11 protein-coding genes and 2 pseudogenes are annotated in these 17,063 nt (G+C 66.8%); 3 read left to right on the forward strand and 10 right to left on the reverse strand.

Features of this window, described 5'->3' with window-relative positions:
- Positions 1-1,481 precede the first annotated feature (1,481 nt).
- The gene (locus ACIA77_RS47535) at positions 1,482-1,652 is read right to left on the reverse strand and encodes a hypothetical protein (protein WP_395892809.1); all 171 of its coding nucleotides are present in this window, start codon (positions 1,650-1,652) and stop codon (positions 1,482-1,484) included.
- Positions 1,653-1,970: 318 nt separating this feature from the next.
- On the reverse strand, positions 1,971-2,372 hold the full coding sequence (locus ACIA77_RS47540) for a VOC family protein (RefSeq protein WP_395892810.1): 402 nt from the start codon (positions 2,370-2,372) through the stop codon (positions 1,971-1,973).
- A gap of 112 nt (positions 2,373-2,484) precedes the next feature.
- Between ACIA77_RS47540 and ACIA77_RS47545 the strand changes: the two genes are divergently transcribed.
- Positions 2,485-2,823 carry a hypothetical protein gene (locus ACIA77_RS47545; protein ID WP_395892811.1) on the forward strand — a complete coding sequence of 113 codons (339 nt, stop codon included), beginning with the start codon at positions 2,485-2,487 and terminating at the stop codon, positions 2,821-2,823.
- Between the two features lie 98 nt (positions 2,824-2,921).
- Here ACIA77_RS47545 and ACIA77_RS47550 read toward each other — a convergent pair whose 3' ends face one another.
- Both ACIA77_RS47550 and ACIA77_RS47555 read right to left on the reverse strand, forming a co-directional pair.
- Positions 2,922-3,275, reverse strand: a complete 354-nt coding sequence (locus ACIA77_RS47550; protein ID WP_395892812.1) for a transposase — start codon at positions 3,273-3,275, stop codon at positions 2,922-2,924.
- A gap of 529 nt (positions 3,276-3,804) precedes the next feature.
- Entirely contained in the window at positions 3,805-5,169 is a 1,365-nt protein-coding gene (locus tag ACIA77_RS47555) for an MFS transporter (protein ID WP_395892813.1), read from the reverse strand.
- Between the two features lie 105 nt (positions 5,170-5,274).
- Here ACIA77_RS47555 and ACIA77_RS47560 point away from each other — a divergent pair.
- Positions 5,275-5,960, forward strand: a pseudogene (locus ACIA77_RS47560) (transposase family protein).
- 122 nt (positions 5,961-6,082) lie between these two features.
- Here ACIA77_RS47560 and ACIA77_RS47565 read toward each other — a convergent pair.
- Positions 6,083-7,108, reverse strand: a complete 1,026-nt coding sequence (locus tag ACIA77_RS47565; RefSeq protein ID WP_395892814.1) for a CapA family protein — start codon at positions 7,106-7,108, stop codon at positions 6,083-6,085.
- A 124-nt stretch (positions 7,109-7,232) separates the two neighbouring features.
- Positions 7,233-7,901, reverse strand: a complete 669-nt coding sequence (locus tag ACIA77_RS47570) for an IclR family transcriptional regulator (RefSeq protein WP_395892815.1) — start codon at positions 7,899-7,901, stop codon at positions 7,233-7,235.
- A 160-nt stretch (positions 7,902-8,061) separates the two neighbouring features.
- On the opposite strand from ACIA77_RS47570, the pseudogene ACIA77_RS47575 reads away from it, so the two are divergent.
- Positions 8,062-8,503, forward strand: a pseudogene (locus ACIA77_RS47575) (transposase family protein); the annotation flags it as partial.
- A 161-nt stretch (positions 8,504-8,664) separates the two neighbouring features.
- Here the strand turns inward: ACIA77_RS47575 and ACIA77_RS47580 are convergent.
- Genes ACIA77_RS47580 through ACIA77_RS47595 form a run of 4 tightly spaced genes read right to left on the reverse strand, consistent with a single transcriptional unit; the run spans position 8,665 to position 16,962 of the window.
- Entirely contained in the window at positions 8,665-9,987 is a 1,323-nt protein-coding gene (locus ACIA77_RS47580; protein WP_395892816.1) for a TIGR02679 family protein, read from the reverse strand.
- The gene (locus ACIA77_RS47585; protein WP_395892817.1) at positions 9,984-14,177 is read right to left on the reverse strand and encodes a TIGR02680 family protein; all 4,194 of its coding nucleotides are present in this window, start codon (positions 14,175-14,177) and stop codon (positions 9,984-9,986) included. The genes ACIA77_RS47580 and ACIA77_RS47585 overlap by 4 nt, the downstream gene beginning before the upstream one ends.
- Positions 14,174-15,439, reverse strand: coding sequence for a TIGR02678 family protein (locus ACIA77_RS47590; RefSeq protein ID WP_395892818.1), 1,266 nt, complete (start codon positions 15,437-15,439; stop codon positions 14,174-14,176). Before ACIA77_RS47590 ends, ACIA77_RS47585 begins: the two co-directional genes overlap by 4 nt.
- Complete coding sequence (locus tag ACIA77_RS47595; RefSeq protein ID WP_395892819.1) at positions 15,436-16,962, reverse strand: TIGR02677 family protein; 1,527 nt, start codon at positions 16,960-16,962, stop codon at positions 15,436-15,438. The genes ACIA77_RS47590 and ACIA77_RS47595 overlap by 4 nt, the downstream gene beginning before the upstream one ends.
- Positions 16,963-17,063: the final 101 nt, after the last annotated feature.

Raw genomic sequence — 17,063 nt, forward strand, 5'->3', positions numbered from 1 at the left:
GCCTTCATCCAGTTGCACGCGCCCGCCGGGACAGCACATCGGTGTCGCGACGGCCACCCGTGGTGCCGCGACTTGTCGCCCTCGTCGCCGCGCCCTGAAATCCCGCGTCCAACGGGCCGTGGTCCTGGAGGCCGGACCGAGCCGGTCGGGTCGTGGCCGCGCTACTACAACAGCCACGCCCTGTCCGCCGGTGCGACGGCCTGGACGAACGAGGGCATCGGCCGGCGCGCCAGCCCGACGTCCGACGGGTCACCCCGCCGCACCGCATCGACCAGCCTCGGGGCCGTCGTCCGGAGGTGCACCCGAAGTTCCGTGCCAGCGGGGTGTCCGGCTGGCTCGGTGAAGGCCGGGGCATCGACGAACCGCTCGAGCCGCCCGCGCAAGGCCAGCCAGCGCGGTGAGTCCGGCGCTTCAGACAGCGCGGCTTCGGCTTCCCCATCCACCTGTACGAAGTACGTCGCGACCAGCGTCCCGGCCCGACCGCGGCACAGCTCCTCGTCGAGTCAGGCGAGCCCGGCGGTGATCGTTCCCGGGCGACCTAGGCGTCGCGAGCCGGAGACACCTCACCGCCCGGCCGGCACAGCTCGTCGATCAGCTCGGTGACACGCCGGTCGTCGGCCGCCAAAGGCCGGTAGGTGCGCAGCGCCACACGGGCCCCCCGTCTGGCGGTACGCAGGTCGAACGCGGCGTCCGGCCGGTTCTGCAGGATCGCTCACTCGGACTGGGCAAGCCGTTGCCGCTCGCTTCGCAGATAGGCCGTCAGCGCCTCCCCCGCGGTCGCGTCGGGCCGCAACGGCACCGGACGGGCGCTCGGGCCTCCTGGCCCGGAGCGCCGTCACACTGTCTGCCGGGGATTCCGTTCGCCTCATCGTCGGAAGCCGTGATCCTGAAATCCGGACTGCCGCACGGGCCTGGGTCATCAATCTTCGCTATGGGCACCACCGGGTGGCGCCGGTTCAGCGCCACGTGATCGTGCGGCCGAGAACCTCCCGCAACGGGACCTCGATGAACACCCCGGGTACGGATCGTCGGCTCCGCCTGCGACGCGGCCGCCGGCTTCGTGTCCGGTTCCTCGGTCAGCAGGACGATCTCCGGCTTGAGTGGGTCATAGGTCAACAGGCCATCGGCGGAGCCCACGACGCGGAAGATCGGCTGGCTCTACTCGGCGGTGCACACGCAGCTGTCAGGGCTTCGAAGCTCTTGTCGCCGAGGATGCGCGCGGTGGTTCGCGTAACTCGCCATGGCGCGGGCTCCGTAACTTCTCGGCGCTGCCCGCCTCACCACGGTCGGGCCGGAGACCTCGGATGCGGCGCACTTCGCTTCGAAGATTGCGTGGTGATCCGTGGTCGGGTGGTCGGTTTTCCTCCCGGGAGAAAGGCTTCCGGCCACCGGTCTCCTCCCGGGGCCGCAGCACCGGCTTCGCGGCCGTGCCGTTTCCATCGCTTCGGCCGCGCCCTCGACATCGTCGAGCCCGAACGTCGTCACGAGCTTCCCGACCGGCACCCGGCCCGCAGCGACGAGCGACGCCAGCTCGGGCAGGACGTCGGCGCGTTGCCGCAGCCGTCCACCACATCGATCACGCGCTTGCCCTTGCGGACCAGATCGGCCACGTCGACCGGCGGCACTCCGCCCATGGCGGCGGAACCCCTCACCGGTCAGCTTCCGCACCACCGGCGCGACGAACGTCTTGGCGCAGCGCGAAGGACCCGCACAGTGCGCCGACGAGTGTGTCTGTGGGACGACCCGAGCCCACCCGGCGATGATGGCAACGGCTGGATCCGAAAGCTCCGGTGCGGACCACCGGGCGGCAGAACGAACCGATGCGCAGCACAGTGAACTCGGGCCGGTGCCAGGTTAGCCGACGGCAGCATCAGAGCGACCTCGGCTCGAGCCCGATCGGCTCGCCGGGCTTCGCCGTCGACGCCCCACCAACGCTCATCCGCGCCTGTCGCGGAGGCCGTCCGGCCGGATCAGCTCTCGGGGAAGGCGAAGAACTCGAGGGCGATGTTGTCCGGGTCGCGGAAAGAGATCCCGCTGCCGTAGTGCGCCTTCTTGATGCCGTCGTGCGCGATGCCCATGGCGGTCAGCTTGTGCGCCCACTGTTCCAGTTCGCCGTGGGAGCCCACGGCGAACCCCACGTGATCGAGGCCGGTGCGCTCTTCGGTGAAGCGCTCCCCGGTCTCACGGCCGTGGTGGGTGTGCAGGCCGAACAACATCCCGCCGTCGAGGGCGTAGACGGCGTGGTGGAACCGGCCGCCCTCCTCGTCCTCGTCGAGCAGGGGCTCCGCCCCGAACAGCGCTGAGTACCACCTCGCGCTGCGCTCGAGATCACTGACGGTGATCGCGACATGCTGTAGACCGGGGAAAGACACGGGACATCCTCCATCACTCGCCGGACAGGCCTGACGGCCATCACTCCACTTGACCCACCTGTAACGCCGTTGTCAAGTAAAACGACATAGGTGGTCCTTATGGCGCCGGTTGGTGCCGACCGAGCTCGGCCCACCAGAGTCCTCGGCTACGCAGCGCGAAAAGCACGTGCCAGCGCCACCAACACCTGAAAATTGTGCGAGGAAAGGCAACAAGGAAAGCGAATCGTACCCGTGGACCGAAACGCCGATCGCCGGCTTTCCGGCGCTCGCCTACCGTGTGGGCCGGTCGACCAGCGAATGCTCCGCCTCGGTTCAGATCACCGACGAGCGCATGCAGATCGTCGACATCCAGGGCCACGATCTTACCGGGACAGGCGACCGCTGCGGCAGTCTCGCCCAAATGGCCGAAGCCGAAACGACCAGCTTCGCGACGTCGGCCGCTGCGTCGTGAACCACCGCCATGCTCCGACGATATCCAGCAGCCGCACGGCCGGCTCATCGACGCGGACTCAGGTATCTGGGGTCGAGGCCTGGTCACCCGGCGCCAAGCTAGTGTTTCGTGTCTGAGTTTGTTTTACGGTTGATTTTGGTGAGTACGCCGTCGGCGGTGGCGGTCCAAGTGAACGGCGTGGAGCGGTTGTTGTAGGCGTCGATGAAGTCGCGGATGGCGTGTTCGAGGTCGGCGACGCTGGTGAAGGTGCCGCGTCGGATGGCTTGGCGGGTGATGATGCCGAAGAAGATTTCGACCATGTTCAGCCAGGAGCAGCTGGTGGGTGTGAAGTGCAAGCTGATCCGCTTGTTGCGGGACAGCCACTTCCGGACGTCGGGATGTTTGTGGGTGGCGAAGTTGTCGACCACGACCTGCAGCCTGACTCGCGGGACGGAGCTGACCCATAACCCCACGCTGAAGTTCGCCGCCGACCTGCGGCTTGAGTGACGTCACCGGCGCACTTCATGTGCGCACTCCGCCATTGACCGACTCCCAATGTCGCCAGTTGTTGATCCACGTTGTCGCGGTTCGGTCGCTCAGGTCGCGACGACCTGTAAGTGCCGGATCGTGAGAATGACCGGGCGCCTGAACAGCGTGCAACGTCCAAGTTGTTCAGGCGCCCGGCGCTCAGCAATCAGCGCCGCGCGTGCTCGCGGTGTCGTGGCCCCATCATTCATGCGGGCCCGCTCTGTCACCGTGCTGATCGGCTGTTGCGGTCGGAGGATAAGGTCCGCGAGGCTGCTGTGGGCTTGCTCTACCGAGGTGACGAAGTCGGGGTGGGTTGTTCCCATTGCCGAGAGCGCCTGAGAGGCGACGAAGAGGGCGTCGGCGTGACATACCCGACGCCGACTGGGCAGAAGATTCGCGGCGACGTCGTCCGCACGGTAAGAAGAAACACCGTGGCGAAGCGGAACGGACCGCGTCCTATTTGGACGATGTGACCTACTGGAGCGAGCCTTCGGCGCCCGCGGGGAGCGTCCGCTGGATGCGGCCGAGCACCGCGAGCACCACCACCATCGCGACCGGAAAGATCGCGAACACGAAGAACGTGCCCTTCGCGCTGATTCCGTCGTCCAGCAGCAGCCCGGCGAGCCACGGGCCGAGCATCGCGCCCAGCTTCGACACCGACGCCGCCCAGCCACCACCGCTCGCGCGGATCCCCGGGCGGTAGAAGATACCGGAAATGCTGATAACACCGCCATTACCACCGATAATCATGATGTGCGACAGGATGAGCACCGCCACGTAGCCGGCCATGCCGAGCGGTGCGAAACCGATCAGGATGAGGCACGGCACGGCCAGCAGCGGCATCCACATGATCGAGCCCGCGCCCCGGCGATCGATGAACCGGCTGATCAGCACCTGACCCAACGCGCCCGCGACCGACGTAACCGCGGCGAGATTCGCTGCCGCCGACACGCTGAAACCGAGTTGCTGGTTGAGAATCGGGCTCCAGAACGCGAGGTAGAACACGATCGTCGCGGAGCAGAACCACGCCGCCCAGACAAGCGGTGTGAGCCACGCCAGCTTGCCACGGAACAGGTGCGCCGGGGTGAACCGCACCCGCTCGACTTCCTGCGTCCCCACCACGAACCGTGCGTCGGCCGGTGCTTGGAGCCCCGGGCTGACACGGCGGAGGATGGGGAGAATCTTTTCCCGCCTGACATTGTGTTCGGCGAGGAACTTGATCGACTCCGGCATGAACAGAATCACCGGAATCAGCACGGCGAACGACGCGATACCACCGGCGAGGAACACCGACGACCAGCCGTGGTGCGGAATCAGGAGGTTCGACACCGGCCCACCCGAGGCACTGCCCAGGCTGTAGCCGACCATCACGATGACGACCGACGTGGACCGCAGTCGCCTCGGCGCGAACTCACTCACCAATGCCCACACCAGCGGGAGCGCGCCACCGATGAACAACCCCGTGGCAAACCGCAGAAGCACCAGCTGGCTGTAGTTCGCGGCGAACGCGAACAGCACCATGAACACGGCGAAGCCCGCCACCGAGCCGATGATCAACGGCTTCCGGCCGAACTTGTCGCCCAGATACCCGATCGCGATGCCACCGAACAGTTGGCCCACTACACCGATGGTGCCGAGCGTGCCGAGCTGCGTGTTGTTGATCCCGAAATCGTGCTTCAGGAAACTGCCCGCGAACGAAATGACCTGCAGATCGAAGCCTTCGAGAAAGGTGACCAGCCAAGCCACAGCGAACAGCGCTACCCAGAACCCGGCGATGCGCTGGTTCTCGATCAGCGGCCTGACGTCGATGATCGGCCGATCTCTCGTTGTGTCCGACATGCACACTCCTTTGTGCGCTCGAAAACACTCTGTAATGGCTTGCTAAGGGATGTCTCGTAACCCGGTGTGGGTTGGTTGGGGGTGTTGGTTGAACATGGTGTGGTGCTGCAGGTGGTCTCGGCGTCGCGGTCGGAGGATTGCCCCCGTTCACGGGGTTGGCGCCGGGGCAGTTCCGGAAGCTGGTGCGAATCGTGGCGGTGACGAGATCGCTGATGGCCGTGGTCGTCAGTGGCGTCTTGATCTGGCCGATCGGGTGCTGCTGGTGGCGACGTACCGGCGGACGAACCTGACGATGTGCCAGATCGGACGACTGTTCGGGGTGTCGCATTCCGCGACACACCGGGTGATCGACACGATCGGGCCACTGCTGGCGTTGGTCGCGAACGTGGACGGCACCTTGGTGCCCACGCGGGATCACCGGCTGGCGGCACCGTCGAAGAACTACCGGTACTCGGCGAATGTGCAGGTTGCGATCGACGCGGACACCCGGTTGGTGATCGCCACCGACGACGCGCATCCGGCAACCACACCGACTGCACCGTCTACCGCGATTCCGGCATAGCTCAGGAAACTGGTGGGGCGTCCGGTGATGGCCGACGGCGGCTACCAAGGCAACTCCGAGGTGATCATGCCCTATCGCAAGGACACCGCAAGATCCGTGGCGCGTCGAACACGTTCTGGTGCGGATGAAGTGGTGGAAGATCCTGCACGACTATCGCCGCGCCGCCGGCACGCTCAACCACACCGTCTCCGGCATCGCCCATCTGCACAACATCCTCCTTACCGACTGATCCACAACACCAGCCCCGCCAACCACAACACCAGTTACGAGACATCCGTTAGGCGGTGCACGTGGCGGCGCAGGCCGACTGCCCACGGCCAGCGGCTCCGCCGATTACGAAATCGCCTTTTTCTATCCGGTGTGAACGATCAGGCGATCGCCTTCGAAATGGATGGCGTCGCCGCAGGCCTTGGTGAGGAACTCCACCTCTTCCGGCACCTCGTCGAGCGACACGACGCGCGGTTCGAGATTCTCCGCCGGCTTGACGAAACGGGCGCTCCAGCGGAAATCGCCATCCGTCAGCTCGAGTTCGGCGAGCAAACCGGGCTGGCCCGGGTGCTTCAGCTTCGCCACGAAGTCCCAGCCGAAGATCACCTGGCTCAAGCCGTAGAAGATCGGCTTGCCTCGATAGACCTCGATGGGCTGGATGACGTGCGCATGCGAGCCGAAAACCACATCCGCGCCCGCGTCGATGCACACCTGCGCGAGAGTGCGCTGGTAGTCCACGACATCGCGCTGAGATGACACTCCGAAGTGAAAGAACGCGATGACGATATCGGCGTTTTCCCGCTCGGCCGCGATATCGGCACGCAGCGCTTCGACATCGGCCGGGTCGGGCGTCGTGATCGTCTTCGCGGGCAGGCCCGGCATCTCGATGAGCCGGGCGTGTGGATGGTAGGACGTCGTCACGTGGATCGGCGCGACACCGGCGCGGGTGTCCGTCGCCTCGTGGCCGTGCGGCCAGAACACCGCCGTGCGCGATACCAGGGAAATCCGTTTTCCGTCCACTTCGGTCCGCGCCGCGCGGTGTGCGCTCGTGCGGTCCAGGCCGGCACCGGAGTGCACGATCCCTGCCTCGTCGAGCTGTTTCACCGTGGTGCCAATGGGTTCCGCACCGAAGGTCACGTTGCTCGCCAGATTGAGCATGCGAAACCCAGCCTCGGCGAGGTTCGGCGCATGACCTTCGCCGACGTGCTTGAAGCCTGGCTTGTAGAACAGCTCGGCCGGCTCAGCGAGCAGGCCTTCGAGGTTGCCGACGGCGAGGTTCAGCTCAGCCAGCTGCGGCATCAACTGGCGGAAGGGGTTCGAGTCGGTGGCGAAATTCTCCAGGTTGATGTCGCCGACCGCACCCATCCGGAACGGGCCCGATGTTGCCATCGCGTACTCCTCGCTTCCCAGGCACTGTGTCCGATATTCGTAACACCTGTACGTATATTAAACGTAGCTAGCGCAGACGGGTGCGTCAATGCCCCACGGAACAGCGCGAAAGAGAAGAAATGCCTCAGATGCGGACGACTCGGGCGACGCGCTGAGCCGCCTCGACGATGACCGCCGCCTTGTCGTCGATGTCGTCGATGACGTTGGGGAACAGCACGGTCACGCAGGCGTCGCTCGGGCCGGGAAACGACGGAATGGGCGCCGCGATCGCGGTCGCCTGGTAGTCGATGACGATGTGCCGCGCAGCGAAGCCCTTGGCCCGCGCCTGCCGCAGTTCCTCGTCGTCATCCGGACTGGGCTCGAGCGTCAGCCGCAATGCGAGGCCCGAAGTGCTGTCGTCAATCGGTCGGCGGGTACCCTCCCGCGAGCGCACCGCCATCCGCGCGAACTCCGGCTCGACCGCGAGCACGTAGACAACCTCGTCGCCGTCGCGCAGACCGAGGACAGCGGTGGTGTCGAGCTGGTGCACCAGCGACTTGATGATCGGGAAGGCCGCGCTGCGCAGGTCCTTCTGGACACTGCGGGACAACGACAGCAGGCCGAGCCCGAGGTCGTAGCGACCGTTCTCGACCTCGTTGCTCAGCAGGTGATGTTGCGCCAGCGTATGGAGCAGGCGGTACACGATCGGCCGTGAGAGCCCGAGCGATTTGGCCATCTCCTGCGCGGTGAGCGGCCGGCCTTCCCTGGCGAGGAGTTCGAGCACCTGAAGGCCCCGGCTCAGCGTCTGCGACACCGACCGGTCCGGTTTGCCCGAGCCTCGACCCTCCATCAGCGAAACGCTAGCAGGCGCCCTCGCAGTGCGCCGAAACAGCATCGGCGGGGTTGGCCCCCCAGGCGTCCACCCCGCCGAAGATCCGTATTCCTCAGACGTCCCCGAGGCGAATTGAGGCCACCTGCCGACGCGGGATCATCGGCTGGCGGCGCCGTCGAAGAACTACCGCTACTCCACGAATGTGCAAGTCGCGATCGACGCCGACACCCGGTTGGTGATCGCCACCGGCGACGCGCATCCCGGCAACCGCAACGACTGCACCGTCTACCGCGACTCCGGCATCGAACGGACACTGCAACGGCGCCCGGTGATGGCCGACGGCGGCTACCAAGGCAACCCCGGCCGTGATCATGCCCTACCGCCAACCTCGCGACGGCAGCCATCTCCCGGACTGGAAACAAGACCTCAACGCCGGCCACCGCAAGATCCGCGCCCGCGTCGAACACGCACTGGCACGGATGAAGTGCTGGAAAATCCTGCGCGACTACCGCCGCGCCGCCAGCACACTCAACGACACCGTCTCCGGCATCGCCCACCTCCACAACATCCTCCTCACCGACTGATCCACAACACCAACCCACCAACCACAACACCAGTTACGAGACATCCTTTAGCGTCACGTTGAACATTCACCTGAAGCCCGCGTCTTCGTTGGAACTTTTCAGTTCGGGCCGTACGACAGGTATTGAGGTGAATCCGCCAGCAGACCGCCGACTCCTGGTGCTCATCCTTTGCCGTGGCCTGGCGAACCGCAGCGAGTCAAGTCTGCGAGCAAAGTATCCAGCTGGGCTTCCTCATGCACCGCCACTTGGTGGCACTGCATCGCCTTCGCGAGGTCTGGAGACCACGGGGTTTCGGGCACTGCGCCGATGAGCGGTAGCTGCGCGTTCCCAACTGCGGCCAGGTAGTCCTCGGCGGCGTAACGCCACGGCAGAGCGCCCCGATCGAACAGGCGCCCGGCGATACGGACGCCGGCGGTGTCGAAGTCGCCGTGATAGCGAACGGTGGCTCCTCCCGCGACGAGCCGGTCCAGCACTTTGATGGCCACCGTCGCCGGATTCCCCGAAGTGCACAGCAGCGGACTCGTCGAGCCTGCACGTGCAGCTGCCTGGAGCACCTGCGGGTTTTCGCAGACGAACACTTGCGCTCCCGGCGCAGCCCACATGCAGTCTGCGGCAGCGTGCCATTCCTGGAGCGTGACGTGGGTGACGACACCAAGATCGGAGCGGGCTCGCATGGCGTTCGCCCACGGGTGTTCGCCCGGCGGGCGTACCGACCACGCCAGGACCGTGCCCGAGACCGCGTCGGGAGTGACGCCGGCCATTGCCCACAGTTCACGCCGAGCTGCGGGTGTACGGGGAATGTCCTCGCCACTCGCTGCCGCCAGCGCCCGGAGTACGAGGACAGCGGTCAACTGCCCGTCGTCCAGGGCGTGTGCGTCTGCGCAAGCCCGGCTCGCCAGCTCTGCCAATTCAAACGACGGCGTTGCCGGCCAGGCTTCGGCCACCGCGTCCGCATTCCGGTCGCCCAGCGGGACGGTCGTCGCAAGCATCTGCAAGACCGCCACTGTCCGGTGGATCACACCGCCGGCCCCATCGCCGGCACGGCTGAGCAAACCAGCGCGCCGGACGCCTTCCTGCCATCGGGATAGCCACGGTGCAGCACCCAGTCCCGATTCGGCCACCGCGGCCTCCCAGGTGGTCCACAAGCCGAGCTTCTCCACTCGTCTGGCCCGGCTGGTGGCCTTCCGGTCGAGGAGCGGTTCACCCGTCAGTTCGGCTACGACGGTCACCAAGCCTTGGGCGACCGCCGACGAACGCAAAGCCGCGTCGAGCTCTGGCAGCGACACACTGCGGCGTCCCGGCCCGAGCACCCGGCCGAGCAGTCCGGACAGGTCCTCGGCCGACTCGTAGTCCAGCTCGATGACCACCGAGCCACGCACAGCCAGTTCGTTGTTCTCCAGTCGCTTGCGCAGCGCCAGCCACAAAGGGGCCAAGCTCGGTCGAGCAAGGTAAGCGCGCGAGGACAACGGGATGCCGCCGGTCACGCGCCGCCCGCCGAGCGGAGGTAGTGACGGGTGTGACCGTCCCAATGCACGTGGGTGGCAGCGGCAGCAGTCCCCTCGGCACGACGGATCTCGTAGATGTCAACGCTGGGAACTTGCGGATAGGCTCCCCACAGGGCGTGCCCGGTCATGCAGAAGTCCACGTCCATCCGGACCAGCAGCCCCATCAGCTCCCCGATCGTTCGGTCGTCCACCTTGGCGAATGCGTCGTCCAGCAGAATGAGGCGCAGGGCTCGGGCAGTGTCGGGCAGCAAGGTCAAGTACGCATCAGCGGCCGCGAAGAGGGCGAGGTACGAGACGAACCGCGTCTCGCCCTGGGACAGCTTGGCGCGTCGGCTGATCTTGCGCACCTGCCCGGGTGCCGGGCCGAGAATGGACACTTCAACCCGGTGCCACTGCCGGTAGTCCAAGGCGGCGCGCAGATGCTCGCTGTAGCCGGTTGCCTCGTCCTCTGTGAACCGCTCGTCGACCCGCTCCTTGAGCAAGCGGATGAGTTCTTCGGTGTCTTCCGATCGCCGCACCGCGGCTGTTTCGGCGACCAGTTCGCGGATCCGCCCGATCGGGCTGGCCCTCGGTTCCACCAGTTCCCACCGAAGCCGGACGCCGATGCCGTGACTCGTCCTGATGTCTCGTAGACTGGCATCCATGGCCTTGACCAGGCCCTCCGCCTGAGTCAGGCGGCGTCGCAGCTCTTCACCGACGCCACCGATGACGAAGTCGGTGAAGACCCGGTGTTCCCGTTCGGTGAGCGCGCCAGCCGCGCGTTCGGCTTGCTCACGCAGCCGGGCTGCGGCGAGCGCGACCGGCTGGCGCCCCGTGGCATCAGTCAGGTCCACCAGCCAGAGACCCTCCTGGTTGTCCGAGTTGAGGTCGAAGGTATTGGCCAGATCTCCTGCCGTGACCTGCACCGCCCGCATCAGTCCGGCTTCACCGACGTGCTGGCCCGAGGTGTCGACGTGCTGCTGAACGGCCACCGCGGCCCGTTCGACCTGCGTGGTCGTCGTCGTAGCGGCCAAGAGACACAGTTCGCTCAGGATTCCGGCCGCTCCGCTTGTGGCTGCTTCGCTCACACCCCGTAGCGCGACTTGCCGGCCCAGCGACTCGACGGCCGCCGTCATCGCTCCCGTGGCCTCCCTGGCCTTGCGGCGCGACTCGTCGACATCTGCTTTCGCGTCAGCGGCGGCCTCATAGAGCTTCCGTTCCAACGCTTCGAGCTTCGTGACCGAGGAATGAACCCTGGTTTTTTCCTGCTCGGCGTCCCGTAACCGTTCTCTCACCTCCTCGGCCTCGTCTCCGAGCGCTTCGCTCAACGTGGTGAACTTTCCGCTCTCTTCGTGCCATTCGCTCCACGAATTCCGAGCTGCCGACTCGGCCAGCCGTCGGCCGCCGGCAGCGGTCGTGATCTCAGCGGATGCCCTCTCGTGCTTCTCGCGATGGCCGTGTATCGCGTCGAGGCGATCGGCCAGCAGGGTCCCGGCCCGCTTGGCCTCGTGCGCAGCCTCCACGACGGTGACCAGGCCCGCCACATCCGCTGGAAGACCCAGCCGAGCACACAGTTCTCCGTGCGCTCGGCGAGCAGCAGCCAATTCTTCACGCAAGCGCTCTGCCTTCGCCGATATTTCGGCGGCCGCTCGCGCGGACCTGGTTGCCTCGTCGGCCGTAGCTCGCGCCTCAGCACGGGCTTTGATGAGGTCGACGGACTTGGGAGCGGAACGGACGTACTGGTCCAATTCATCGTCGGCGCTCTGCAACCGCTCGAGCTCGCGGGTGCGTTCCAGGTCCTGTTCGTCGAGCTTGGACAGTTCCCCTTCAATGGCGTTGAGTCGCTCGGCACGCGCCGACGAGCGGGCGGCCGCTCCGATGAACCGAGCCGTGTCGACGTGGTGCTTGCCCCGCAGTGGCCCGTTGCCCCAGCGGCCGTCCGGACCGACCCATGTGGCGTGGCCGGGACCGAATCCGATCCGGGCGAGCACCGCGGTGACGGGCGCCTCCGGCAGGCTTCCCGTCGAGTCCCAGCTGAGCACCTCGGTCAGCGCACGAGGGGCCACTGGGGCATCCGCGGTCAGCAGGACCTGTCCGTCCCCGGCTACCAGGGAGCCGTCCTCGGCAACAGCAGCCGACAGCAATCCGGCTGACAGCAGAGCCGCTTCCAGGCCGGCGCGTTCGGCTCCACCTACATCCCCCGTGAAATCGACCAGGCGCCAGAGCGGTCGCGAGCCGGCCGGAGCGTCTCGCGTCCACGGGACCCCAGGTGGTTCGGGATCGCGCTCGGCGCGGAGGTCCTGCTGTTCCTCCTCCAGTTGCCGCCGCAGCACGGCATCCGTCCGCCTGGCTTGCCGCACCTCCGCACGCCGGTCTGCGATCATCGAGCAAGCCGGGGCGGCGGCTTCGGTGGCCAGGTGGTCCAGAGCGGAGACTTCTTCGTCCGGCGCCGTGCCGGTCAGCGCGTCGGCGTCGAGGAGCAGCACGCTGACGGCGGTCCGCGACCAGTCAACGGCGCCCAGGATGGCGTGCGTGCGCTCGTCCGAAGTCCACCGGCGCCACTCCGCGGCCAAGTCCCGGGCGGTGCCGTCCCGTTCGCCGGCCCGGGCTTCCGCCCGTTCGGCGTCCTCTTCGGCTCGACGGCCGAGATCCTCCACGTGCTGCTCGGTCTGCCGCAATTCCTGAGCGCGATCTTCGATCGCCGCAGCTTGGGCCTGCCGGTTCAAGGCCTCCCCGGCACGCCTTCCCGCGGTCTGGCCGACATCACGCACGGTGCTCGCGACCACGTCGGGCGCGGAAGGATCCATCACAATCGGCGGTGGGACAGGTCTCCGGACCGGTTGGGCAGCGTCGGTCAGTGAGCACCGGACGTGCTCCCACTCGCCTTCGGCCGCACCGAGGTCCGCCACTACCTTCACCGGCAGGGCAGTGACCCGCATTTTCGCCTCGGTCAAGTGGCGTCGCACTGAGGCCAGGCCCGCGTCGGCTCGCTCGGCCATGACGCGGATCTCTTCCGCGAGCTCGTCAGCACGGCCTACCGCACGTGCTTCTTCCTCCCGTCGGGCGGAGGCGGCCTCGAGATTGCCTGTTGCGAAGTGTCCCAATGCTTCGACACGCTTCCTGAGATTTTCGATGTCCAGCCCGGCTTGGTACGCCGGCAACTCTTTGAGGCCTTCTATGATCGAGCCCAGTTCGTTCTCGCGTTCCTTCGCCTCCTCGAGTTCCCCGATGACGCGCTCGTGCTTCGAGCGCAGTTCAGTGTGATCAGCGTTCGCCTTGCGCTCCTGCGCCGCGAGCGCGGCGGCCTCGCCCGCGGCGGTCTTGGTGCGCTCTGCCGCATCGAAGAGCGTCCGCGCGACGTATCGGCGGTAGACGTCGAGAAAGTCGTGGAGCTGCTCCACCGCTTTGACGAGCCGTCGTTGTTCTTCACGCGAATCGGACAACGAATCGAGCCGTTCACCCGCCTCCCGGAGGGTCACCTCCGAAAGAGGCGGCAAAGCGTCGGAAAGGATCTTGGGCAGGTTTCCCTCATCGATGCGGTTGCCGACGTCCGGCGCGCGGAGTGTGTGCAGCAACTGGAGCAGTCCGGCGTACCGCTCCTTGCCGCTGCTACCGGTCAAGCCGAACACCTGCGCGGCGATCTTCTCGCGATGGACGTCGGGCCGGTCCGTGATCCGGTCCACGCCGATCAGCTGCCCGAGGTGTTCCCGTGAGAGCGGCTGCCGGCGGTCGTCCATCAGGCGCAGGTCGCCCCCAACTCGCAGCGGGGTCGTGAAGTACCAGACCTTCGCTCCGCCGGTGCTGGCCGAAAACCGCACCAAGGCCCCAATGGTCAGGTACCGATCGGCCGGTTCCTCGGCCTCTCGGCTCAGCTCGAGCCAGAGGTAGCCCAGGCGATTCACCTGAGCGTGCGCACCGTGGCGCATCAGATCCTCGAGACGGACCTTTCCGGAGCCCGTGGCGTCCATTTTGCGGCGGTCGGCGTCGAGCAGGAAGGGCAGCAGCATTTCCAGGGCACGGCCCTTGCCGGAACCGTTGGTACCACGCAGGATCATGCGGCCGCCGGCGAACCGGAAGAGGGTGTCGTAGTAGTTCCAAACGTTGACGATGCCCGCCCGGGTCAAACCCCACCTGTCGGGGTGGTGCTTTGGCGGTGCCGGCTCTAACGTCTCCGCGACCGCGTCCGTCATGTGCTCTCTCCGCGATGGGCCGGCTGAGCGGGAAACAAGGTGTACGGATCTTCCTCTTCGAGCCGGCGCATCGCTCGCGTGCGTACGGGCGCGCGGTGGGGCTCGGGTCGGTACCGTGCGGTGGCGGGGTGCAGAACCAGGCCGCCGTCCGAGGAGGCAGCCAGGCTCACGGACTCGAGCAGACCGACCACAGCTGTTTTCAACGACGCGGGGTCGCTGCGGTAGCCGTCACCGAACGCCTTGCCGTACTGCTCGATGAGCAAGTCGATGTTCGAGTCGACCGCTGCCCAGGGAGCGAGGGCGCCGGGCACCGTTCTCCCCTTGGTTACAACGGTGTCGGCCACGTTGGCAGACAGGTCGTCGGCCAACGCGTTGATCAACAGCAGCGCCACGTGCGCGACCGTGCCGGTGCCCGGGAACGCCACATCGCTGAGCTTCTCGTCGGCATCGTAAGCCAGCACGCCTTCGGCCCGCGCCTCGACTGTGAGACCGAAGGACTCGTCGAGCATCCGCGTCACGTCCCGTCGCTCGCGGGACAGCACGTCGCGTTCGGATTCCGTGAGGTCTTCACGTCGCACGAGCGGATTCTCGACCAACTTCCGCCGGAGACTGCGGCGTGGCTGCTCGAGCTCCGCCGCGTCCCCCGAAGATCCGTCGAGCAAGCCCTCGGGTGCTTCCACACCGCTCAGAGATCGGGAGAGCAGGTGCGGCAGGAGTGGCCGGTGCACGTCCAGCAGCGCCTCGTCCTGCCTGTTCTCCCAGCCGGCGACCGACCCGTCGGTCTCGCCGAGCACACCCCACTCGATGAGCAGTCCGATGGCTCGCACCAGGTCACGACGCTCGCTGATCGAGTCCGCCACCGCGACACCGGCGGTCACCGCGTCCGCCCGGACTTGCTCCACCAGTGCGTTCATCAGGACTTGGTCTGCCGTGGTCGATGCCAGAAGGCTCGCGCAGACCAAGGCCAAGTACATGTAGGTCCGCGGCGTGAACGGCTTGTCGGTGTGGGTACGAGCCGGCCGCACAGCCGTGTCGGGGCTCAACGGCGTTTTGAGCAGACGGGCGAATGTCGGTTCCACGACCAGCTGATAGCCGAGAGTGGCCGTGAACATCCGTTTCAGCTGTGAAGCGTGTCGCCGAACCTGGATGAGCTGGTCCGGCTGTCGCGCGAGGGTGAGTACGGGGTGCATCAGAAGCTCTCTGGCAGCGGTCCGCCGGTCGTCCGCCTCGTGTTCCTGAGTGCCCCTCGGCCTCGCACTCACGCTGTCCTCCCGCTCTCGTCAGCCGAGGCACCGAACCGCCGGCCCGCGTGCAGCTTCAGCTCGTGTACGACCACGGTGCCGTCTGGGGCCTCCACCCGGGTGGCCGCACCGGGTTCGGTCTCGGCGATGATCTCCAGGTCGAGGTCGGTGTCGGATTCAACGACCGGCCTGGTCAGGTCCTGGTGCTTGGCCAGCAACGAACCCACCATCGCGAGCAGCAGATCCCGCGCCGCCGGACTCACCCGCGCACCGTCCAGGGCTCCGGCGGCGACGAGCTCGTCGGCGGCCATTCGACGAGCACGGGCCTCGGCCTCCGCCTGGCGGAGCAACCGCTCCTCGTCCAGTCCCGGATCCGGCACCGACGCGCTTCCGCCGCGGGCCTGGCGGTCACCTCGGTCGCGCAAGCTCACCGGTACGTCGATCGGTGTCGCATCCCACCAGGACGTGTTCACACCGTCCTTGGGGCTGGGCTCGTCCGGTCCGCCGAACAGGTGCCGGGCGGGGAACACGCCGAAGGACGCGGCGTAAAGCCGGTGTGCGTCCTCGATGCCTGCCTGGTCAAACCAAGCGGCCAGCTTGAGCAAGTCGGCACGCCTGCTGACGCCGGTGCCCGCAGCGGCCAGCATGCGCTTGGCGTTGGTGAGCAGCTGACGAAGTGCCTGGTCGGCTGCGGCCCGAAGTGTCTCCGGCCCGGAACGCCCGTCACCCCCGCAGTACCAGGCATGGAGTTGCTCCCAATCCACGCGGGTGCGACCGGGCATGCGATCGGCGGGTGTCCCATCCGGCATGATCAGCACGGGCAGCTTCTCCAGGACTGCCAGGATTCGATCGAGTCTTGGCAAGATCCGCTCGCACCGCATCGCGATCGCCGGTGCGTGCCGCGATACATCTGCTGTGATGAGGTCGATGTACTCGAGCAGGAGCTCCTTGAACTGGCGGTACTCGTCGCCGGCAAGGTCGTACCGGGACAGCACTGCGTTCAAGTAGGCGTAGAAGTCCCGGACGCTCTCGTTGAACAGCCGCTGGTTGTTGAACACAGTCGTCACGTCGCCAGCCAGGGTCTCCGGGTCCGGATGCGGATCGCGCAGGCGTTCGATGATGCGGTCCAGGACCTGGACAGTGGCACCGAGCAGTTCACGCGCGACCTCCTGCGCCCCATCGCCGGCGGCCAGCACCGCCTCGGCGTCTCGGTGGACCCTGCCGCCCAGTTTGGAGGCCTGGTAGCGGCTCCGGGAACGCAGGAAGTCTCGAACGGTGGGCACCCGCGCGTCACGGACGCCGCGCACCAGATTGCCCCAGCTCTGCAACCGTTCACAGCGCTCAGTGACCTCGTCGACCGGCAGGTTGATACCGCGATCTGCAAGCTGCTGAGCCACCTCCGCTGCCGAAAGGTCGGCCAGCAACGGGCCGGTGAACAGGTCCATGATCGCCCGGTATTCGGCGGACAGGCGGGTCGTCAGGTAGACGAACAGGCTTGCCCGCCCTGCCGCCTCACCGTCATCGAAGTCCTCACTGTTCGGCACGGCCCCTCCCTGCAGAGGTGATCGCTCGGAAGATCACCGACGCAACAAAACGGCTCGCTTTTTCTCCGCCGATCGACGAAATTCACCGAAACGGCGCAAGC

The organism is Amycolatopsis sp. NPDC051903 (assembly GCF_044452505.1).
Classification (GTDB): Bacteria; Actinomycetota; Actinomycetes; order Mycobacteriales; family Pseudonocardiaceae; genus Amycolatopsis.